Raw genomic sequence first — 19,424 nt, 5'->3', positions numbered from 1 at the left:
AGTGCTTAGGCCAGCAGCCAGGCCAGCGCAGTGCTGGAGGTTTCGCCGATGTGGACCAGGAAGTCGGTCGCCATCAGCGAAGTGAAGCGGTTGGCGTCCTGCGAACCGAGGATCAGCAGGCCGAAGGCTTGCTTGTCGCCCGGCTTGCGCAGCGGGATGATGACGGTGGACACCACTTCTGCCGGATTATCCAGCCAGCGCACCGCTTCGAAGTCCTTGTTGCTGCCGCAATACGGCGACAGCAGGCTGTTGGCGAAGATGCGCGCGTCGTCCGACACGCCCTTGACGAACCATTCGTCCTGGTAATCCGGCGCGGTGTTCCAGAGGCGCACCGTCACTTGCGGCACGTCGAAAGCGGTTTTCAGGCCGTTGGTGACAGCGTGCGGCAACGAGCCGATGTCTTCCGATTGCAGCAGGATCTGGGTCCAGCGGTGGAACTTGTTGGCGATGGCTTCGTTTTCCGAGGCCAGGCGCATCAGGTTGCTCATGCGCAGTTCCAGCGTTTTGTATTTGTCGCGCAACACTTCCATCTGGCGTTCCTGCAGCGAGACGGCGCGGCCGGTCAGCGGGCTGGCCAGTTTGATTTCACCCAGCAAGTCAGCATGCTCTTCGAAGAAGTGCGGGTTATCGGACAGGAATTGGGCGACGAGTGTGGAATCCAGTGGGGCGGTCATGAGGTACTTTGGTTGCGAGGTTGGTGTGCAATTCTAAACGAAAAAAAACGGACATGGGGTGAGCCATGCCCGTCATTCCCCAACTCACGCTGGCAGTTCTGCCGACTGCTCAACCTTAAAAGTTGTGGTGGATGCCGACGCTATAGAAATTAAAGGTGGTGGTGGCGGTCGCTTTGCGGCGTGTGCCATCGATGTACAGATAGGTGCGCGGCGACAGGTTGTAGTCGTAGCCGAGCGAAAACTGCCTGGTCTTGGCGATGGTCGGCACGTTGAGCGCATTGTCTGGCGTCTTGTGGCCGAAGCCGGCGCGCACCAGGCCGGCACCGACGGTGTAGTTGGCGCCGATCAGCCAGGCCTTGGTGACCGGGTTGATTGGTGCGATGAAGTCCTGGTCCTGATGCTGGTAGGAGCCCATCAGCTTGAGGTCGGGAATCGGCTTGAACGAGGCGCCGACCGACCACAGCTTGGTGTCCACCGCGTTGCGCTCGACCGCCGCGTAAGCCGCAAAAGGCCCCTTGGTGGCGGTGGCGCTGACCGAATACGGGTACACCGCCGCGCGGCTGTTGGCGGCGAATTGCGGCGCCGCCGCCGTGCCGCGGCCGATGATGACCGGGTTGTTGTTGGCTTCGCGCGACGCCACCGTGACGTTCAGCTGGAAGATGCCGCCGATCACCGGCGTGTTGTAGAACACTGCGTTGGAGAAGCGGTTCAGCGAGTTGCCGGCCACGCTCATCGGATCGCTGGTATAGCCGGCCACTTGCAGGTCGGTCTGGTAGCCGGCCACGGCAGGCATGCCGGACCAGGGCTCAAACGCGGTGCTGGTTTCCTGGAAGGCGGTCAGGCCGCGCCCCAGGCGCAGCGTGCCGAAATCACCCTGCAGGCCGACCCGGCTCTGGCCCTGGAACAGCGGACGCACCGTGCTTTCGATGACGCCGGTGTCCGGCTCGTAGCGGATTTCCAGCTGGAACAGCGCTTTCAGGCCGTTGCCCAGGTCTTCGACGCCGCGGAAGCCCAGCTTGTTGTTATCGCGCTTGCCGACTGCCGTGACATCGGTGTCGGTGCGGCGCGACATGCCTGCATCCAGCGTGCCGTAGATGGTTACGGACGACTGCGCGTAGGCGCCGGAGAACACGCCGGTGAGTGCCAGAGCCACCAAAGTTTTTTTCATTTGTTCTTCCTTTTTAAGTGTGATTCGCATCCCTGTTGCTCAACCTTAATTGCTCGGTGTGGCAATTGCGCTGGAATGGTCGATTGTGACGGCTTGTTTTGGTCGAAAGCCGTGGAACCCCGGCTTCTTGTTGTATTTTTGAAACGCTTGTCAGCCGCGTCATGCAGGCCTGTTTTGCTTTCATTCGGGCAGCACAACAGCTCTAGCGTACAAGCTGGGCAGGGGGGCGGCGCTTGTGGCAGATCAAGCCTGCACGCATATATGTTTGGTGTGTGGCGCGGATCGCACGCTACACTACGACACAAATGGCGCCGCGGACTGCACAGCGGCCCACCCCGCTTCGACGACATGCACACAGAGACCATGGCCAATCGAGAAGAGTTAGGGATCATCAGGGGCGCCCGCGCCGGAGACGCGGACTGCCAACTGGCGCTGGGCAAGTTGTACTTGTTCGGTGGCGCCGGCCTGCCGCTCAACCTGCCGACCGCGCTGCATTGGCTGGGCCGCGCCGCGCGCCAGGAGCGCGAGGAAGCGTGGCGCCTGATCGGCAGCCATATCCCGTTTGACGTCGCGCGCCACGCGCTGCCCGAGGTGCTGCGTTGGTATCAGCTGGCCAGCCAGGCCGGCGTGGCGCCGGCCGCGCAAGTGCTGGCGCAGCTGACGCAGTTGCACGCGCCACCACCGCCAGCCGCGCCGGCGCGCCTCCTCGCCGACACCAGCGGCGACGAACAGCGCCTACCGGCTTGCCAGGCGGCGGCCCCGTGCGGCGACCACAGCCTGACGCCGGAGCAATACGCCGGCCTGGAACAGTTGTGGCGGCAGGACCACGCCGCCTTCGTGCGGCAGGCGCGCATGCTGTTGCGGCTACAAGCAGAGGAGGCCGATCCCGGTCTGCACCAGTGCCGCGAGCTGGCCGCCGTGAGCGGCGACCGCAACGCCCAGCTGGCGCTGGGGCTATGGTTCGCGCGCATGGACGGCGATGGCAAGCGCCAGAACCATGGCATCGCTGCCGCCAACTTCAAGAAAGCCATCCGCTGGCTGACGCAGGCCGGCGAACAGGGCCTGGCCGACGCCTGGTACGCGCTGTCGCGCATCTACCTGAAACCGGAATTCTCGCAGCGCTGTGTAGCCGAGGCGCAAAGCTACCTGGAACGGGCGGCGGAAATGGGCCATTGCGCGGCGCAGCTGGAGTGTGGCATGTACGCCTGGCGCAACCGCCGCACCGACGAGCACAGCGATGTGCGCGCCGCCTACTGGCTGCAGAAGGCCGCCGCGCAAGGCTGCGCCGAGGCGGAAACGGCGCTGGCCAGGGTCGCGGCCACGCCCACCGAGTCCAGCTGGATGGCCAGCCTGGTCACTTGCCTGACGCGGGAATTATTGGAAAGCCAGCCCTTGCTGGCGGCGCGGCTGGAGCTGGCCGCACTATTTGGCCTGAGCCGGGCGGAAGCGCTGCTGCTGGATGTCAAGCAGGCCGATCACGGCCATTGCCTGGTGGTGGATATCCGCGCCAGTTACGGGCGCAGCAAGCGCCGCCTGGTACTGCTGCGCACGGCGCGCGAACGGCAGGCGCTGGACCGCATCGTGCGCCTGTTCGAGGCCATCGACAGCGGGCCGGATGGGCTGGAAGGCAATTATCGCCAGCGCCTGTACCGTCTCAAGACCTGGCTGCCGGATGACTTGCTGGCCGCCTAGATGTCGATTTCGCCTTCAAACACGGTGACGGCGGGGCCGGTCAGCAGCACTGGCTGGCCTTCGCCCGCCCAGCTGATCGACAGCTGGCCGCCACGCGCATCAACGCGTACCGGGCTGTCCAGCATGCCACGGCGGATGCCGGCCACCGCCGCCGCGCAGGCGCCGGTGCCGCAGGCCAGCGTTTCGCCGACGCCGCGCTCGAACACGCGCAGCTTCACATGCTGGCGGTTGACGATCTGCATGAAGCCGGCGTTGACGCGGTTGGGGAAGCGGGCGTGATGCTCGATCAGCGGCCCGGTCAGCTCGACCGGCGCGCTGTCGACATCGTCGACCACCTGCACCGCGTGCGGATTGCCCATCGACACCGCCGAAATCAGCACGCTTTCACGCGCGCCGCCCAACTCCAGCACCAGCGGCCACAGCGTGTCATTGCCTTGCTGCTCGCCATGCAGGCCATCGGCGTCAAACGGCACCCGGCCCGGTTCCAGTATCGGCGCGCCCATGTCGACCGTGATGCTGCCGTTGGCTTCCAGCCGTGGTGCGATGACGCCGGCCTTGGTCTGCACGGTGATCGACTGCTTGTCGGTCAGGCCTTTTTCCGAGACGAACTTGACGAAGGCGCGCGAGCCGTTGCCGCACTGTTCCACTTCGCCGCCGTCGGCATTGAAGATGCGATAGCGGAAATCGCAGCCGGCCTCGGTCGGTTTTTCCACCAGCAGGATCTGGTCGGCGCCAACGCCGAAACGGCGGTCGCCCAGCAGCTTCCATTGCGCCGGCGTGAAGTCGATCTGCTGGGTGACGCCGTCGATGACGACGAAGTCGTTGCCGGCGCCGTGCATTTTGGTGAATTTGAGTTTCATGGGCAGTTTAGTGTTTGCTGTACAGCGAAGGCTCGCCCTCCGGGCGCGTCTTGAAGCGTTTGTGGGTCCAGAAATATTCGGCCGGCGCCTCGCGCACGCGTTCTTCGATGAACTCGTTCATGCGGCGGGTGGCGGCCACCATATCGTCTCCCGGATAATTGTCCCACACCGGGTAGAATTTCACACGGTATCCCTGGTAATTGGGCAGGAAGGTGGCGATCACCGGCATCACCTGCGCGCCGGTGGTGGCGGCGATGCGCGCGGTGGCGGTCAGCGTGGCGGCCTGGACGCCGAAGAAGGGCACGAATTCGGCATCCTTTTCGCCGAAGTCCATGTCCGGCAGCATGAAGTAGGGCAGCTTGTCGCGCAGTGCGCGCAGGATAGGCTTGATGCCGTCCTGGCGGGTGAACAGCTTGACTGGCTTGAAGCGGGCGCGGCCGGCGCGCAGCACCTGGTCGAAGGCGGCGTTCTTTTGCGTCACGTACATCGACGAGGCGCTGGCTTCCATGGCGATCGCAGCGCCGGCCACGTCGAGGCAGACGAAATGCGGGCACAGCAGGATGGTTGGCTTCCCGGTCATTTCCGCCACCGGGATCACGCCGTTCGGCTCCAGCTTGATCAGGCGCTTCAGGCGCGACTCCGGCGCCCACCACAGGATCGAGCGTTCCCACACGCTGCGCGAGTAGGACTGGAAGTGGCGCCGCGCGATGCCGACCCGTTCGGCTTCCGTCAGTTCCGGCATGGTCAGGCGGAGGTTGGTCAGCGCGATATGGCGGCGCGAGCGCAACGCGGCAAACAACAGGGTGCCGACGGCGTCGCCAAAGCGGCCCAGCACCGGCAATGGCAGCCAGTGCAGCAGCCACATCAATCCCAATAATAATTTCATGCGTTTTCTCCCGCCGAGGTGGCTGACGGTAAGTCGATACCGTTTGGCACCTTGTAGCGGTTATAGCTCCAGTAATATTGTGACGGATTGCGGGTGATCAGGCGCTCCATGGCGTCGTTGATGGCCTGCGCCTGCGAGGCGCTGTCGCCGTCCAGCGACCCGTCAAAGGGCACGAAGCGTACCACATAGCCTTTGCCGCCTGGCAGGCGCTCGGCGTAGGTGATGATGATGGTGGCGTCGCCCAGCAGGGCCAGCTTGGCTGGCAAGGTCATGGTGTAGGCATCGCGGCCGAAGAATTTCGCCCACACGCCTTCGCCTTCCTGCGGCACCTGGTCGGGCAGCACGCCGACCGGCTGGCCTTTCTTGAGGAACTTGGCCAGCATGCGCACGCCGGACATATTGGCCGGCGCCAGCAGCAGGTTGTGGCGCGCACGGGCGCCTTCGATCAATGGCTTGAGCGCCTCTTTTTTAGGCGGGCGGTACATCACCATCAGCTCGTTGCGCAGCGCGATTTCCTGCGCGACGATTTCAAAACAGCCCAGGTGTGGCGTCATGAACACAATGCCGCGTCCGGCATCCAGTTCGTTCTGCACCAGCTGCCAGTTCTCCAGCGTGGCGTGGCGCGACACGCGCGCCGGGTCGGCGCACCAGATGAAGGGCAGTTCAAACATGCTCTTGCCAGCCTCGCCGATGGCGGCGTTCAGGTACTGGCTATAGCCGGCCTGGCGCATATTGTCGCGCATGCGGCGGCGGTAGGACGGCGAAGCGCCATACACCAGCCAGCCCAGCGCGGCACCGGCCGCGTGCAGCCAGGAAAGGGGAAGGATCGATAAAAAACGGAAAATGGAAACCAGCATGTATAAATAGCCTGTGTTAGGAAGCAAGCTTTTTTAAAAAAGCGTAAAATACCACGATAAGCAGTAGCCGCTGAGTTAATGACAACTTGCGATGCGGGATACAAATATCGCTAAAGCGTCGCAAGCCGTGTTGGTATGCGACCGTATTATTCACACCATATCAGGAGCTTGCGATGTCTAATGATTATCTTTTCACCTCGGAATCCGTTTCGGAAGGTCACCCAGACAAGGTTGCTGACCAGATTTCCGACGCCATTCTCGACGCCATTCTGGCGCAGGACCCTAAAGCCCGTGTAGCCGCTGAAACGCTGTGCAATACCGGCCTGGTGGTGCTGGCAGGTGAAATCACCACCCACGCCAACGTTGATTATATTCAAGTCGCGCGTGAAACCATCAAGCGCATCGGCTACGACAATACCGACTACGGTATCGACTACCGTGGCTGCGCGGTGCTGGTGGCTTACGACAAGCAATCGCCGGACATCGCCCAGGGCGTGGACGAAGGCGCCGGCCTGGATCTGGACCAGGGTGCTGGCGACCAGGGCCTGATGTTCGGCTACGCCTGCGATGAAACCGCCGAGCTGATGCCAGCCGCGATCCACTACGCGCACCGCCTGGTCGAGCGCCAGTCGCAACTGCGCAAGGATGGCCGCCTGCCATGGCTGCGTCCGGATGCCAAGTCGCAAGTCACGCTGCGTTACGTCAATGGCCGCCCGGTGGCGGTCGACACCGTGGTGCTGTCGACCCAGCACGCGCCGGAAATGCTGCACAAGCAGATCGAAGAAGCGGTGATTGAGGAAATCATCAAGCCGGTGCTGCCGAAAGAGTGGCTGCAGGACACCAAATACCTGGTCAACCCGACCGGCCGTTTCGTCATCGGCGGCCCGCAGGGCGACTGCGGCCTGACCGGCCGCAAGATCATCGTCGACACCTACGGCGGCGCATCGCCGCACGGCGGTGGCGCGTTCTCCGGCAAGGACCCATCGAAGGTTGACCGTTCGGCCGCTTACGCTGCCCGCTACGTGGCCAAGAACGTGGTGGCTGCCGGCCTGGCGCGCCAGTGCCAGGTGCAGGTGTCGTACGCCATTGGCGTCGCGCGTCCGATCAACATCACCGTCTACACCGAAGGCACCGGCGTGATCCCGGACGAGAAAATCGCCGAGCTGGTACAGGAACATTTCGACCTGCGCCCGAAAGGCATCGTGCAGATGCTGGACCTGCTGCGTCCGATCTACACCAAGACCGCCGCCTACGGCCACTTCGGCCGCGAAGAGCCGGAGTTCTCGTGGGAGCGCACCGACAAGGCCGCCATCCTGCGCGCCGCCGCCGGCCTGAAGTAAGCAGTCTCGACCGTAGTGTAAAACCACAACGCCCCGGATTCCGGGGCGTTGTTGCATCTGCTGCTTATACGGGACGCTTGGGCGGCGGCGGTATGGGATTGGGCGGCTCGTATCTGCGCCGTGGGTCATCTTTAAACATCATGATTCCTCCTTTATTACGCCCCGAGTGTCCGGGTAACAGCTGCTTGTGTTTTGATTCTTAGCGTCTCTGTCAGCAGCAAGTCAAAAGGGAATTTGCATGACCTCCATGCCATACCTCCCCCTGAATCCCAGCACCTTTTTTTCAAACTCGGCGATGGAAAAACCAGAATTGATTTTCATGCGGACAATCAGGGAACCAATATCTATGGCGAGCATTGTGAGGCTGACGGCTGATGTCGCGTGCGCCTTCAGTTTCTCTGCGACGTCCAGTTGCCTGGACAGGATGGCCAGCAAGGCGCTCGCGGACGTAAACATCGGCCAGAGAAAAGTATAGTCGCTATTCTTCCAGAATACGAGACCGGCGAGTGCGGCGCCGCCAGACGATATGGCGACCGCTATTTTGGTAACGCTGTCCAGCCATACCCAGCGTGCCAGCAGGGATGTCTTGAGGGCTTCAGCATAGGTGGCGCGGTACAGCAGATCGTTGGCTTCATTCCAGATAGCGTCGCGAGGATCGATAGGCATGACAGGCTCACGTTCAAAAAATTCTAATATAGGCGCCCATGGCAGACAGCTGTCTGCGCTGGCGCAAACGGGCGGATTGTTATCGCCATGCGAGCATAACGATGCTAGAATGCACGTTCCGAGGAGCGCTGCGACGAACCAGCTTTCGCCAGGCTCGGAGATCCCCAACCGCGCTCACGTTACTTTTTTCAAACACATGAAAGGAGGGCGTGATGAACGCCGTACTCAAATCCGCTCAAGACTACCTGGTTGCCGATATCTCGCTGGCACCATGGGGTAACAAAGAAATCAAGATTGCCGAAACCGAAATGCCTGGCCTGATGGCGATCCGCGAGGAATTCGCTGCCGCCCAGCCGCTGAAAGGCGCACGCATCACCGGTTCGCTGCACATGACCATCCAGACCGCCGTGCTGATCCAGACGCTGGAAGCGCTGGGCGCCGACGTGCGCTGGGCCTCGTGCAATATCTACTCGACCCAGGACCACGCCGCCGCCGCCATCGCCGCCAACGGCACGCCGGTGTTCGCGATCAAGGGCGAAACCCTGGACGAATACTGGGACTACACCCACCGCATCTTCGAGTGGCCAGCGGACGCATCGGGCAATCCGGTCTACTCGAACATGATCCTGGACGACGGCGGCGACGCCACGCTGCTGCTGCACCTGGGCGCGCGCGCTGAGAAAGATAGCTCGGTACTGGCCGCACCTGGCTCGGAAGAAGAAATCTGCCTGTTCAACGCCATCAAGACCCACCTGGCGATCGATCCAGCCTGGTACTCGAAGCGCCTGCCGCACATCCTGGGTGTGACCGAAGAGACCACCACCGGCGTGCACCGCCTGTACCAGATGCACAAAGAGGGCAAGCTGGCCTTCCCGGCGATCAACGTCAACGACTCGGTGACCAAGTCGAAGTTCGACAACCTGTACGGCTGCCGCGAATCGCTGGTGGACGGCATCAAGCGCGCCACCGACGTAATGATCGCGGGCAAGATCGCTGTCATCGCCGGTTACGGTGACGTCGGCAAGGGCTCGGCGCAAGCGATGCGCGCGCTGTCGGCGCAAGTGTGGGTCACTGAAATCGATCCGATCTGCGCGCTGCAGGCGGCGATGGAAGGCTACCGCGTCGTGACCATGGACTACGCTGCTGAACACGGCGACATCTTCGTCACCTGCACCGGCAACTATCACATCCTGACCGAAGCACACATCCTGAAGATGAAGGACCAGGCCATCGTCTGCAACATCGGCCACTTCGACAACGAGATCGACGTTGCGGCGCTGAAGAAGTACACCTGGGAAAACATCAAGCCGCAAGTGGATCACGTGATCTTCCCATCGGGCAAGCGCATCATTCTGCTGGCCGAAGGCCGCCTGGTCAACCTGGGTTGCGGCACGGGCCACCCATCGTATGTGATGTCGTCGTCGTTCGCCAATCAGACCATCGCCCAGATCGAACTGTACGCCAACACCGACAAATACCCGGTCGGCGTGTACGTGCTGCCGAAGCACCTGGATGAAAAAGTCGCGCGCCTGCAGCTGAAAAAACTGAATGCGCAACTGACCGTGCTGACCGAAGAGCAAGCGGCCTACATCGGCGTGACGCAAGAAGGTCCGTACAAGCCAGATCACTACCGTTACTAATCCAAAGGCGGGGCCTCCGGGCCCCGTTTTTTTGCAGCGAGAACTTTCATTATGCGTTTGGTCCTTACCTGGTTAATCAATGCCCTTGCCTTGCTGGCAGTGCCTTACCTGATGCATTCCGTCGATGTCACAAGCATAGGCGCAGCCCTCGTCGCGGCTCTTGTACTGGGCCTGGTCAATACGCTGATACGACCGGTGTTGCTGCTGCTGACCTTGCCGGTGACTGTGCTGTCGCTGGGCCTGTTCATCTTCCTGGTCAACGGCTTCATGTTCTGGCTGGTGGCGCAATGGGTTGATGGTTTCCATGTCGACAGCTATCTGTCCGCCGTCGGTGGCGCCGTGTTGTACAGCATTATTTCCTGGGCTCTTTCTACCTTATTTTTGAAGAACTCAGATGGATAATCCGAATTTCAGTATCGAATTCTTTCCGCCAAAAACGGCGGAAGGCGCGGAAAAGCTGCGCGTCACGCGCGCCAAGCTGTCCGAGCTGAAACCTAAATATTTCTCGGTGACGTTCGGCGCTGGCGGCACCACGCAGCAGGGTACGCTGGACACCGTGGTCGAGATCATGGCTGCCGGTGCAGACGCCGCGCCGCACCTGTCCTGCGTCGGCGGCACGCGCGAGTCGATCCGCGCCATTCTGGCCGAATACAAATCGCACAACATCCAGCGCATCGTCGCGCTGCGCGGCGACCTGCCAAGCGGCTACGGCGCCGGTGGCGAATTCCGCTATGCGAATGAGCTGGTGGAGTTCATCCGCCAGGAGACCGGCGATCACTTCCACATCGAAGTGGCGGCCTACCCGGAAGTGCACCCGCAGGCCCGTTCGCCGCAGGATGACCTGCTGGCGTTCGAGCGCAAGATCAAGGCTGGCGCCAATTCCGCCATCACCCAGTATTTCTACAACGCTGACGCCTACTTCCAGTTCGTCGAGCAGGCGCAGAAACTGGGCATCGAAGCGCCCATCGTGCCGGGCATCATGCCGATCCTGAACTACACGCAGCTGATGCGCTTCTCGGATATGTGCGGCGCCGAGATTCCGCGCTGGGTGCGGCTGAAGCTGGCCAGCTTCGGCGACGACAGCGCCTCGATCAAGGCGTTTGGCCTGGATGTGGTGTCGGCACTGGGCGAGCGTCTGCTGAAAGGCGGCGCGCCTGGTCTGCACTTCTACAGCATGAACCAGGCGGCGGCCACCACCGCGCTGTGGCAACGCCTGGTGTAATCACTCGGTGATGATGCGGTCCAGCGCCACATCATGACGATCGCCGGCAAACTGCACCTGCAGACACTGGTAGGCAATCCCCAGTGTCTGCGGACGCGGTGTGTGACGCGCCAGCGTGCGGTCGTAAAAACCGCCGCCGTAGCCCAATCGATAACCTTGTGGATTAAATCCCAAGCAAGGCACCAGCAGCGCCGGCGGATAGTCCGCCTGCAAGCGCAGATCGGCCGGCACGGCCACCCCCATCTGGTCCTTCACCATCACCTCGCCGATGCGCCATTCGGCAAACTCCAGCGCCGCATCTTTTTGCACCACCACCGGCAACAGCAGCCGTGCGCCGAGGCGCGCCAGTTCCGCGTAGGCCGGATGCAGGTCCGGCTCGTCGCGCAGCGGCCAGTAGACGCCCAACGCCGCCGGCCGCGCGGCCTTCCACCAGGCGATCACGTGATCGCCGATGGCGCGGTCCCAGGCCGCGCGCGTGGCCGGATCAAGCGCACGGCGCGCGGTCAGCAGCTGCTTGCGCAATTCCGCCTTCTCTACTGGTGAGACGGTCGCGCTGCGTGGTATTCTAGGGTCGCTGGTCATATTTGGTTCAAGACTTTAGAGAGTTGCACATTGATTTCTGCTTCGAAATGGATTGCCGGCGCTGTCGTCGTTGCCTTTACCTCGCTTGCCCACGCCGACGATATCAGCGCAGATAGCCGCAGGGATGACGATGCCTTCCTGCTGCTGCGCGATGCCGTGCGCCAGGATGACGCCACCAAGGCGGATTTCTACGCCGCCCGCCTGGCCAGCTACTCCATTCCGTCCTACGTTGATTATTATCGGCTGAAATCGCGCCTGAAGGATGCCACGCAGGCCGATATCCGCGATTTCTTCAAGCGCTATCAGGGCCAGGCCATCGTCGACCGCCTGCGCAACGACTGGCTGCTGGAACTGGGACGCAAGCGTGACTGGGCCACCTTCGACGAACAGTATCCGCTGTTTGTGCTGAACGACGACACCCAGGTCAAATGCTATGCGCTGATCTCGCGCGCGCTGAAAGGCCAGAAAGTGGCCGACGAAGCGCGCGCCTTGCTGACCTCTCCATCGGTGTACGGCCAGCCATGCGCGGACCTGATCGCCACGCTGTATCAGAACGGCCAGTTCAACACTGAAGACCTGTACGCGCAACTGCGCCTGTCAGGTGAGTTCAACGCCACCGGCCAGGCGCGCCGCATCGTCGCGCTGCTCGATGGCCCGGAAAAGAAAGCCGTGCAGGCAGTCGACCTGCCGACCGTGGCGGTGGCCAAGGGCATCGGTCCAGGCAAGGTCGAACACCAGATCTTCATCGTCGCACTCGGCCGGCTGGCCAAGACCAGCACCAAGCTGGCGGTGCTGGGCCTGAACAAGGCGATGCCGAAGATGTCGTCGCAGGAGCAGCAGCAGGCGTGGGCGGCGATCGCGCTGCAATCGTCGTATTCGCTGTCGCCGGAAACCACCGACTACTGGAAGCGCTCCAGCGGCGCACCGCTGTCGATTGACCAGATCCAATGGAAGACCCGCATCGCCATGCGCAACGGCGACTGGCGCCAGGTGGAGAACAATATCCGCGCCATGCCGCAGTCGCTGCGCAATGATCCGGCCTGGGTGTACTGGCTGGGCCGCGCGCTGATGGCGCGTGATGGCGTCAGCAGCCAGCCAAACGGTGAGGCATTGCAGCTGTTCCGCAGCATTTCGGAGCAGTCGAATTATTATGGCCAGCTGGCGCTGGAGGAATCCGGCAAGCTGATTACCATTCCAACGCCGGGCGCGCCGATCTCGCAGGCCGAGATCGCGCCGATCGCCGCCAACCCGAACATCCAGCGCGCGCTGAAGTTCTTCAGCATGCGCTTGCGCTTTGAAGGCACGCGCGAATGGAACTGGGCGCTACGCGGCTTCAACGAACGCGAACACCTGGCCGCTGCCGAATATGCGCGCCAGAACAATATCCTCGACCGCATGGTCAACACCTCCGAGCGCACCCGCATCCAGGTCGATTATTCGCAGCGCTTCCCGTCGCCGCACAACGATGTGATGCATCCGGCCACGCAGACGCTGGGCCTGGACAAGGCCTGGGTGTATGGGCTGATCCGCCAGGAATCGCGCTTCATCATGGACGCGCAATCGCACGTCGGCGCCTCGGGCCTGATGCAGGTGATGCCATCCACCGGCCGCTGGGTCGCCAAGAAGATCGGCCTGTCCGACTTCGCGCAGGAGATGCTGAGCGATGTGCGCTACAACATCATGCTGGGTACGAACTATCTGAACATGGTGCTGGGGAATATGGACGGCAACGAGGTGCTGGCCACCGCCGCCTACAACGCCGGCCCTGGACGCCTGCGCACCTGGCGCGCCACGCTGAGCAAGCCGATGGACGCCACCGTGTTCATCGAGTCGATCCCGTATTTCGAAACGCGTACTTACGTCAAGAACGTGATGTCGAATGCCACTTACTACGCGGCGCTGTTTGAAGGGCGGCCGCAATCGCTGAAGGCGCGCCTGGGCACGGTCGGCCCGAAAGGCTACACCCAGGCCGAGGAACAGGAAACCAGTTTCGGCCCGCGCTGATTTTTAAAACAGGACGTATCACCATGCAGACTACCCACCTCGATCCCAGCCTGTCGCAGACGCTTGCGGCGGCGCGCGAGCCAGGCCTCACGCTCATCATCGGCAACAAGAACTACTCGTCATGGTCGATGCGCCCATGGGTGACCATGGTTGCTTTCGGCATCCCGTTCCAGGAAGTGCGCGTGCTGCTGGACCAGGACGACACCGCCAACCGCATTTGCAGCTACTCGGCCTCCGGCCGCGTGCCGGTGCTGCTGGCCGGCGAAGAGATGACCATCTGGGACAGCCTGGCTATCTGCGAATACCTGGCCGAGCAGTTCCCCGAGCTGCATCTGTGGCCGCAGGACGTGGCGGCGCGCGCCATGGCGCGTTCGGTGTGCGCCGAGATGCATGCCGGCTTCAGCGACCTGCGCACCTCGATGTCGATGAATATCCGCGCCAGCTATCCGGGCAAGGGCCGCACGCCGGGCACGCAGGCCGACATCGGCCGCATCAGCGAAATCTGGGAGGAGTGCCTGTCGCGTTTCGGCCATCACCAGTTCCTGTTCGGCGAATTCTCGATTGCGGACGCCTATTACGCGCCGGTGGTGATGCGCTTCCGTACCTATGGCGTGTCGCTGGCGCCAGCGCTGGACGCTTACTGCCAGCGCGTGCTGTCGCATCCGGCGGTGGCGCGCTGGGTCAGCGAAGCGCTGGCGGAAACCGAAACGGCGTCCAGGCACGACGCCGAGATGCCGGACAAATGATGCAAACCTATGTTGTAGGCGGCGCGGTACGAGATGCGCTGCTTGGCCTGCCGGTCAAGGATCATGACCATGTGGTGGTGGGCGCCACGCCGGACGATATGCTCGCCAAGGGCTTCCGCCCGGTGGGCAAGGACTTCCCGGTATTCCTGCACCCGCAGACGCAAGAGGAATACGCACTGGCGCGCACCGAGCGCAAGACCGCACCGGGCTACAAGGGCTTTGTATTCCACACCTCGGCCGATGTCACGCTGGAGGAAGACCTGGTGCGGCGCGACCTGACCATCAACGCCATGGCGCGCGCCGATGACGGCAGCATTACCGATCCGTATGGCGGCCAGCGCGATATCGAACAGCGCATCTTCCGTCACGTCTCCGATGCCTTTGCCGAAGACCCGGTGCGCATTCTGCGGCTGGCGCGCTTTGCCGCGCGTTTCAGCGACTTCACCGTGGCGCCGGAAACCAATGAACTGATGAAGCGGATGGTGGCTGAGGGCGAAGTTGATGCGCTGGTGGCCGAACGCGTATGGCAGGAACTGGCGCGCGGCCTGATGGAGCACAAGCCATCGCGCATGTTCGCCGTGCTGCGCGACTGCGGCGCGCTGGTGCGCATCCTGCCGGAACTGGACGCGCTGTGGGGCGTGCCGCAACCAGAGAAATGGCATCCGGAGATCGACACCGGCGTCCACGTGATGCAGGTGATCGATTGTGCCGCAAAACTGGAGCGCGAACTGCCGGTGCGCGTCGCCTGCCTGATGCATGACCTGGGCAAGGGTGTGACGCCGTCCGACAACTGGCCGGCGCATCACGGCCACGAAGGCCTGGGCGTCAAGCTGGTGGAACAGGTGTGCAAGCGCCTGCGCGTGCCAACCGAATGCCGCGACCTGGCAGTGATGACGACACGCGAACACGGCAACGTCGGCCGCGCGCTGCAACTGCGCGCCAACACCATCGTCACCCTGTTCGAGCGTTGCGACGCTTTCCGCAAGCCGGCACGTTTCACGCAGATGCTGCTGGCGACTGAATGCGATGCACGTGGCCGCATCGGCCCTGAGGCCAGCTATGCGGAGACGCCGTTCCCGCAACTGGCGCATCTGGAGGCAGCGCTGGCGGCGGCGCGCGGCGTCAACGCCGGCGAAATCGCGCAAGGCTGCGCCGATAACCCGCAACGCATCCCTGAGCGCGTGCACGCGGCGCGGGTGCGCGCTGTCAAGGCCGCGCTGAAAGAAGAAGACGAGGAATGAGCGCCGACCTGTTCCAGAACCCATTGCGCCGGTTGAGAAACAAGGACGGCAAGCGTCCGACGGTGCTGGTGAAGGAACTGCGTGAACGCGACCGGCGCCGCATGCTGCGGCACTTCATGGAACTGGAAGACAGCGACCGCCTGCTGCGCTTCGGCTCCGTGCTGCCGGACGAGCAGGTGAGCAACTACGTCAATCGCATCGACTTCTCGCGCGACATGGTGTTTGGCGTGTACAACCGCGTGTTCCGGCTGGTGGCGGTCGGCCATCTGGCGTTCGCGCCGCGCGATGAATCCAGCACGGTGACGGAAAAGGAGCGGGTGGCGGAATTCGGCGTCTCGGTCAGCCGTTCGGCGCGCGGCATGGGCGTCGGCTCCAGGCTGTTCGAGCGCGCCGCCATCCATTGCCGCAACAACGATGTCGACACGCTGTACATGCACTGCCTGTCGACCAACAAGACCATGATGCACATCGCCAAGAAGGCCGGCATGGAAATCCATCGCGACTATGGCGAGGCCGATGCCTACCTGAAGCTGCTGCCGGCCGATCCGTCCAGCATGCTGCAAGAGGCGCTGCACGAACAATTCGCGGTGCTCGACTACACCTACAAGGCCAACAAGCGCATCGCCGCCAAGTGGATCGGGCGCCTGATCGGCAAGAAATAAAATTACCGATTCGCAATTCTCTAGACATATCAACGTGATAATATTGCTGTACTTTAATATTATCAAAGGGTCTGAGTGTGAAGTCGCTAGTCAGCTTGTGTAGCATCGCCTTGTTCATGGCCTCCGCAACCCCGGCGTTCGCCGATGGCGGCCAGCCGATCAACGTTGCCGGCGAGGGCCTGAGCAAGACCGCGCAACTGAAGAACTGGCGCGTGAGCATCGAGCAGCCGCAAAAAATCGGCACCGTGTCGCGCGGCCTGTTCTGCACCAACTCCGCCGATTTCATCTACAGCAAGACCTACGACCAGTACGTGTCGCGCCGGATGCTGATCGTCTTCAACGAGCGCTCGGCGGCGCTGGGTTATCCCAAGTACGAGGCCGATAACTCGGCCTTTGCCAGTCCAGGTGCCAGCAACGGCGCTGATTTCCGCATCGGTCTGTCGCTGACGGCGATGAAGAGCACGGTCTGTATCGCGGCGCCGGAGATGAGCGGCACCATGCAGATGACGGTGAAAGCTGAACTGTTCTCCAACCAGCAGCAGAAAGTGGTGTACTCGCGCGTGATCGAAGGCAGCTTTACTTCGGACAGCCGGATCAAGGAGGCGGACTTCCACGACAAGCTGATGGCCAATGTACTCAACCAGCTGTTTGCCGATCCGGCCTATGTCAACGCCTTTCGCGACAAGCCCGCAGCGCCGGTCGCCGCCACGCCGGATCTGCTGACGGTGAAGAATGGCGCGCGGCCGAAGGAAAGCGTGAAGACCAGTGCCAAGGCGATCATCAGCGCCGTGGTTACGGTGGAAAACGCCGGTGCCAGCGGTTCCGGCTTCTTCATCGGCCGCGATGGCTATGTGATTTCGAACCAGCACGTGGTGGGCGACGCCAGATATGTGCGGGTGCGGATGCAGGGCGGCTATTCGGTGCCGGGCGAGGTGGTGCGCCGCGACGCCGCACGCGACGTGGCGCTGATCAAGACCGATATCGAACCGCCGGTGCCGGTGTATGTGCGCCTGGAGGTCGCCAAGCCCGGCGACGACGTGTATGCGATCGGTTCGCCGTTTGGCGCCGCGCTGGCCAGCACCGTCACGCGCGGCGTGTTCAGCGGCGTGCGCAAGTTCGATGAACAGGTCTATATCCAGAGCGATGTGCCGCTTAACCCCGGCAACAGCGGCGGCCCGCTGGTGGACGCCGACGGTGGCCTGATCGGCATCGCCAAGGCCAAAGCCAAGGGCGCCGACGCCGCCGGTATTGGCCTGTTCATTCCGATTGGCGAGGCGCTGGATAAACTGGGCCTCGGCCTGCAGTAAATCTTAATCGGCCAGCGGCAGTGCGGTGGTGTCCTTGATGCGTTGCAGGGCGAACGAGGACTTCACGTCCAGCACGGCCGGGTGGCGCAGCAGCGTCGCCATCATGAAGCGCGAGAAGTGGTCCATGTCTTCCACGTGCACGCGCAGCAGGTAGTCCATTTCGCCGGTCATGGCGTAGCAGGCCACCACTTCCGGCCATTGCGCCACCGATTCGGCGAAGTCGGCGCGCGGCGATGGCGGCGCGTTGGCGGCGCCCAGTGCGCGCGCGTTGCTGTGCGCCGCCGCTTCGCTGTGCTTCTCCAGCCGCACGTTCACATACGCCAGCAAGCCCAGGCCGATCTTGTCCGGGTCCAGCAGCGCGACGTATTGGCGGATCACGCCTGCTTCTTCCAGGCGCTTGATGCGGCGCAGGCAGGGGGAAGGAGACAGCGCCACCAGTTCGGCCACGTCCTGGTTCGACAGGCGGCCGTCGGATTGCAATATGGACAGAATCTTACGATCGGTTTTGTCTAGCGCAATTTTGGTCATAAATACCTCGGAAATTCTCAATTAAGGCAATATTATTGCTCAAAATGGCTGGGCGTGGGAATTGTTTGCAATTTACTGCTGTCGGAGCGGATCTATACTGTGCGCTATTCGAATAAGGAGACACGCATGCAATTCCAGCCATGGGACAACCCGATGGGGACCGACGGTTTTGAGTTCGTCGAGTACGCGGCACCCGATCCTAAAGCCCTCGGCGCGCTGTTCGAGAGCATGGGCTTTACCGCCATCGCCCGCCACCGCCACAAGGACGTGACCCTGTACCGCCAGGGCGACATCAACTTCATCATCAACGCCGAGAAGGATTCCTTCGCCCAGCGTTTCGCCCGCCAGCACGGTCCGTCCGTATGTGCGATCGGCATCCGCGTGCAGGACTCCGCGTTCGCCTACAAATCCATGCTGGAGAAGGGCGCCTGGGGTTTCGATAACAAGACCGGCCCGATGGAACTGAACATCCCGGCGATCAAAGGCGTCGGCGATTCGCTGATCTATCTGGTGGACCGCTGGCGCGGCAAGAACGGCGATGCGCAGCAAGGCGCGATCGGCGACATCAGTATCTACGACGTCGACTTCGTGGCGATCCCTGGCGCGCAAGCGAATCCGGTCGGCCATGGCCTGACCTATATCGACCACCTGACCAACAACGTTCACCGTGGCCGCATGAAGGAATGGGCAGACTTCTACGAGAAGATGTTCAACTTCCGCGAAGTGCGCTACTTCGACATCGAGGGCAAGCTGACCGGCCTGAAATCGAAAGCCATGACTTCGCCATGCGGCAAGGTGCGGATTCCGATCAACGAATCGTCGGACGACAAATCGCAGATCGCCGAGTACCTGGACGAGTACCACGGCGAAGGCATCCAGCACATCGCGCTGGGCACCGACGATATCTACACCTCGATCGAAGGCATGAAGAAGGAAGGCATCGCTTTCCAGGACACGATCGAGACTTACTACGAACTGGTGAACCGCCGCCTGCCGAATCACGGCGAGCGCCTGGACGACCTGCGCCGCCTGCGCATCCTGATCGATGGCCAGAGCAACGAACAGGAACGCGAGCTGCTGCTGCAGATCTTCACGCAGAACGTGATCGGCCCGATCTTCTTCGAGATCATCCAGCGCAAGGGCGACCAGGGCTTCGGCGAAGGTAACTTCCGCGCGCTGTTCGAATCGATCGAGCTGGATCAGATCAAGCGCGGTGTTTTGCAGGACACCAGCAAGACTCCCGCATAAAGAGTAGAGTAATAGCAGGCCGGTAGCAAAGCACATAGACAGAGCACCGGCGCCACGCGGCAAAGCCTATCCGGCCTTGCCGCGCTGCGTATCTAAAAATT

The 19,424-nt window shown here is 62.3% G+C and carries 19 protein-coding genes and 1 riboswitch; of the genes, 11 read left to right on the top strand and 8 right to left on the bottom strand.

From position 1 onward, the window contains the following. Positions 1-5: 5 nt before the first annotated feature. Positions 6-674 (bottom strand): DUF484 family protein, encoded by a 669-nt coding sequence (locus BLS51_RS13180; protein ID WP_090189193.1) that lies wholly within the window; start codon positions 672-674, stop codon positions 6-8. A 115-nt stretch (positions 675-789) separates the two neighbouring features. Further along, entirely contained in the window at positions 790-1,842 is a 1,053-nt protein-coding gene (locus tag BLS51_RS13175) for a porin (RefSeq protein WP_090189194.1), read from the bottom strand. Positions 1,843-2,205: 363 nt separating this feature from the next. Between BLS51_RS13175 and BLS51_RS13170 the strand changes: the two genes are divergently transcribed. Further along, positions 2,206-3,534, top strand: coding sequence for a tetratricopeptide repeat protein (locus BLS51_RS13170; protein ID WP_090189196.1), 1,329 nt, complete (start codon positions 2,206-2,208; stop codon positions 3,532-3,534). On the opposite strand, the gene dapF is transcribed toward BLS51_RS13170, so the two are convergent. The 3 genes from dapF to BLS51_RS13155 are packed head-to-tail and all read right to left on the bottom strand — an operon-like array spanning position 3,531 to position 6,164. Continuing rightward, entirely contained in the window at positions 3,531-4,394 is an 864-nt protein-coding gene (gene dapF, locus BLS51_RS13165) for a diaminopimelate epimerase (protein WP_090189198.1), read from the bottom strand. The genes BLS51_RS13170 and dapF overlap by 4 nt on opposite strands. Positions 4,395-4,401: 7 nt before the next feature. Further along, positions 4,402-5,280: an LpxL/LpxP family acyltransferase gene (locus BLS51_RS13160; protein ID WP_090189200.1), complete on the bottom strand. Its 879-nt coding sequence runs from the start codon at positions 5,278-5,280 to the stop codon at positions 4,402-4,404. Further along, positions 5,277-6,164: a lysophospholipid acyltransferase family protein gene (locus BLS51_RS13155; protein WP_255369064.1), complete on the bottom strand. Its 888-nt coding sequence runs from the start codon at positions 6,162-6,164 to the stop codon at positions 5,277-5,279. The genes BLS51_RS13160 and BLS51_RS13155 overlap by 4 nt, the downstream gene beginning before the upstream one ends. 146 nt (positions 6,165-6,310) lie before the next feature. Here BLS51_RS13155 and metK point away from each other — a divergent pair, with 146 nt between their 5' ends. Next, complete coding sequence (gene metK, locus BLS51_RS13150) at positions 6,311-7,477, top strand: methionine adenosyltransferase (RefSeq protein ID WP_090189204.1); 1,167 nt, start codon at positions 6,311-6,313, stop codon at positions 7,475-7,477. Between the two features lie 222 nt (positions 7,478-7,699). On the opposite strand, the gene BLS51_RS13145 is transcribed toward metK, so the two are convergent. After that, positions 7,700-8,143 (bottom strand): hypothetical protein, encoded by a 444-nt coding sequence (locus tag BLS51_RS13145; protein ID WP_090189206.1) that lies wholly within the window; start codon positions 8,141-8,143, stop codon positions 7,700-7,702. Positions 8,144-8,257: 114 nt separating this feature from the next. Then, positions 8,258-8,326, top strand: a riboswitch (S-adenosyl-L-homocysteine riboswitch). Between the two features lie 29 nt (positions 8,327-8,355). Between BLS51_RS13145 and ahcY the strand changes: the two genes are divergently transcribed. From ahcY to metF, 3 genes are read left to right on the top strand one after another with little or no spacing between them, the layout of a single operon-like run. Continuing rightward, entirely contained in the window at positions 8,356-9,783 is a 1,428-nt protein-coding gene (gene ahcY / locus BLS51_RS13140) for an adenosylhomocysteinase (RefSeq protein ID WP_090189209.1), read from the top strand. Positions 9,784-9,834: 51 nt separating this feature from the next. Continuing rightward, positions 9,835-10,185, top strand: a complete 351-nt coding sequence (locus BLS51_RS13135) for a phage holin family protein (RefSeq protein ID WP_090189211.1) — start codon at positions 9,835-9,837, stop codon at positions 10,183-10,185. Next, a complete protein-coding gene (gene metF, locus BLS51_RS13130) occupies positions 10,178-11,005 on the top strand; it encodes a methylenetetrahydrofolate reductase [NAD(P)H] (protein WP_090189213.1) in 828 nt (275 codons plus the stop codon). Before BLS51_RS13135 ends, metF begins: the two co-directional genes overlap by 8 nt. Here the strand turns inward: metF and BLS51_RS13125 are convergent, their stop codons facing one another. Beyond that, positions 11,006-11,587 carry a 5-formyltetrahydrofolate cyclo-ligase gene (locus tag BLS51_RS13125; protein ID WP_090189216.1) on the bottom strand — a complete coding sequence of 194 codons (582 nt, stop codon included), beginning with the start codon at positions 11,585-11,587 and terminating at the stop codon, positions 11,006-11,008. Between the two features lie 30 nt (positions 11,588-11,617). Between BLS51_RS13125 and BLS51_RS13120 the strand changes: the two genes are divergently transcribed. The 5 genes from BLS51_RS13120 to BLS51_RS13100 all read left to right on the top strand — a co-directional run bounded on the left by BLS51_RS13120 (position 11,618) and on the right by BLS51_RS13100 (position 17,547). Next, positions 11,618-13,591: a lytic transglycosylase domain-containing protein gene (locus BLS51_RS13120; RefSeq protein WP_090189218.1), complete on the top strand. Its 1,974-nt coding sequence runs from the start codon at positions 11,618-11,620 to the stop codon at positions 13,589-13,591. Positions 13,592-13,614: 23 nt separating this feature from the next. Further along, on the top strand, positions 13,615-14,337 hold the full coding sequence (locus BLS51_RS13115) for a glutathione S-transferase family protein (protein ID WP_090189220.1): 723 nt from the start codon (positions 13,615-13,617) through the stop codon (positions 14,335-14,337). Beyond that, complete coding sequence (locus BLS51_RS13110; protein ID WP_090189313.1) at positions 14,337-15,578, top strand: multifunctional CCA addition/repair protein; 1,242 nt, start codon at positions 14,337-14,339, stop codon at positions 15,576-15,578. The genes BLS51_RS13115 and BLS51_RS13110 overlap by 1 nt, the downstream gene beginning before the upstream one ends. Next, positions 15,575-16,240: a GNAT family N-acetyltransferase gene (locus BLS51_RS13105; protein WP_090189222.1), complete on the top strand. Its 666-nt coding sequence runs from the start codon at positions 15,575-15,577 to the stop codon at positions 16,238-16,240. The genes BLS51_RS13110 and BLS51_RS13105 overlap by 4 nt, the downstream gene beginning before the upstream one ends. A 116-nt stretch (positions 16,241-16,356) precedes the next feature. Continuing rightward, positions 16,357-17,547 (top strand): S1C family serine protease, encoded by a 1,191-nt coding sequence (locus BLS51_RS13100; RefSeq protein WP_139168700.1) that lies wholly within the window; start codon positions 16,357-16,359, stop codon positions 17,545-17,547. A 3-nt stretch (positions 17,548-17,550) separates the two neighbouring features. Here BLS51_RS13100 and BLS51_RS13095 read toward each other — a convergent pair whose 3' ends face one another. Then, positions 17,551-18,075, bottom strand: coding sequence for an Lrp/AsnC family transcriptional regulator (locus BLS51_RS13095; protein ID WP_090189226.1), 525 nt, complete (start codon positions 18,073-18,075; stop codon positions 17,551-17,553). 126 nt (positions 18,076-18,201) lie between these two features. Here BLS51_RS13095 and hppD point away from each other — a divergent pair, with 126 nt between their 5' ends. Next, the gene (gene hppD / locus BLS51_RS13090) at positions 18,202-19,323 is read left to right on the top strand and encodes a 4-hydroxyphenylpyruvate dioxygenase (RefSeq protein ID WP_090189228.1); all 1,122 of its coding nucleotides are present in this window, start codon (positions 18,202-18,204) and stop codon (positions 19,321-19,323) included. Positions 19,324-19,424: the final 101 nt, after the last annotated feature.

It is taken from the genome of Duganella sp. OV510 (genome assembly GCF_900100205.1).
GTDB lineage: Bacteria > Pseudomonadota > Gammaproteobacteria > Burkholderiales > Burkholderiaceae_D > Rugamonas.
Note: the sequence above shows the minus strand (reverse complement) of the source record. Positions and strands in the feature narration are given on the sequence as shown.

Coding starts and splice junctions, on each gene's coding strand:
- BLS51_RS13100 (WP_139168700.1), top strand. CDS start 16,357: ATGGCCTCCGCAACCCCGGCGTTCGCCGATGGCGGCCAGCCGATCAAC.
- ahcY (WP_090189209.1), top strand. CDS start 8,356: ATGAACGCCGTACTCAAATCCGCTCAAGACTACCTGGTTGCCGATATC.
- BLS51_RS13180 (WP_090189193.1), bottom strand. CDS start 674: ATGACCGCCCCACTGGATTCCACACTCGTCGCCCAATTCCTGTCCGAT.
- BLS51_RS13160 (WP_090189200.1), bottom strand. CDS start 5,280: ATGAAATTATTATTGGGATTGATGTGGCTGCTGCACTGGCTGCCATTG.
- BLS51_RS13145 (WP_090189206.1), bottom strand. CDS start 8,143: ATGCCTATCGATCCTCGCGACGCTATCTGGAATGAAGCCAACGATCTG.
- BLS51_RS13170 (WP_090189196.1), top strand. CDS start 2,206: ATGGCCAATCGAGAAGAGTTAGGGATCATCAGGGGCGCCCGCGCCGGA.
- metK (WP_090189204.1), top strand. CDS start 6,311: ATGTCTAATGATTATCTTTTCACCTCGGAATCCGTTTCGGAAGGTCAC.
- BLS51_RS13135 (WP_090189211.1), top strand. CDS start 9,835: ATGCGTTTGGTCCTTACCTGGTTAATCAATGCCCTTGCCTTGCTGGCA.
- dapF (WP_090189198.1), bottom strand. CDS start 4,394: ATGAAACTCAAATTCACCAAAATGCACGGCGCCGGCAACGACTTCGTC.
- BLS51_RS13125 (WP_090189216.1), bottom strand. CDS start 11,587: ATGACCAGCGACCCTAGAATACCACGCAGCGCGACCGTCTCACCAGTA.
- BLS51_RS13175 (WP_090189194.1), bottom strand. CDS start 1,842: ATGAAAAAAACTTTGGTGGCTCTGGCACTCACCGGCGTGTTCTCCGGC.
- hppD (WP_090189228.1), top strand. CDS start 18,202: ATGCAATTCCAGCCATGGGACAACCCGATGGGGACCGACGGTTTTGAG.
- BLS51_RS13110 (WP_090189313.1), top strand. CDS start 14,337: ATGCAAACCTATGTTGTAGGCGGCGCGGTACGAGATGCGCTGCTTGGC.
- BLS51_RS13105 (WP_090189222.1), top strand. CDS start 15,575: ATGAGCGCCGACCTGTTCCAGAACCCATTGCGCCGGTTGAGAAACAAG.
- BLS51_RS13095 (WP_090189226.1), bottom strand. CDS start 18,075: ATGACCAAAATTGCGCTAGACAAAACCGATCGTAAGATTCTGTCCATA.
- BLS51_RS13115 (WP_090189220.1), top strand. CDS start 13,615: ATGCAGACTACCCACCTCGATCCCAGCCTGTCGCAGACGCTTGCGGCG.
- metF (WP_090189213.1), top strand. CDS start 10,178: ATGGATAATCCGAATTTCAGTATCGAATTCTTTCCGCCAAAAACGGCG.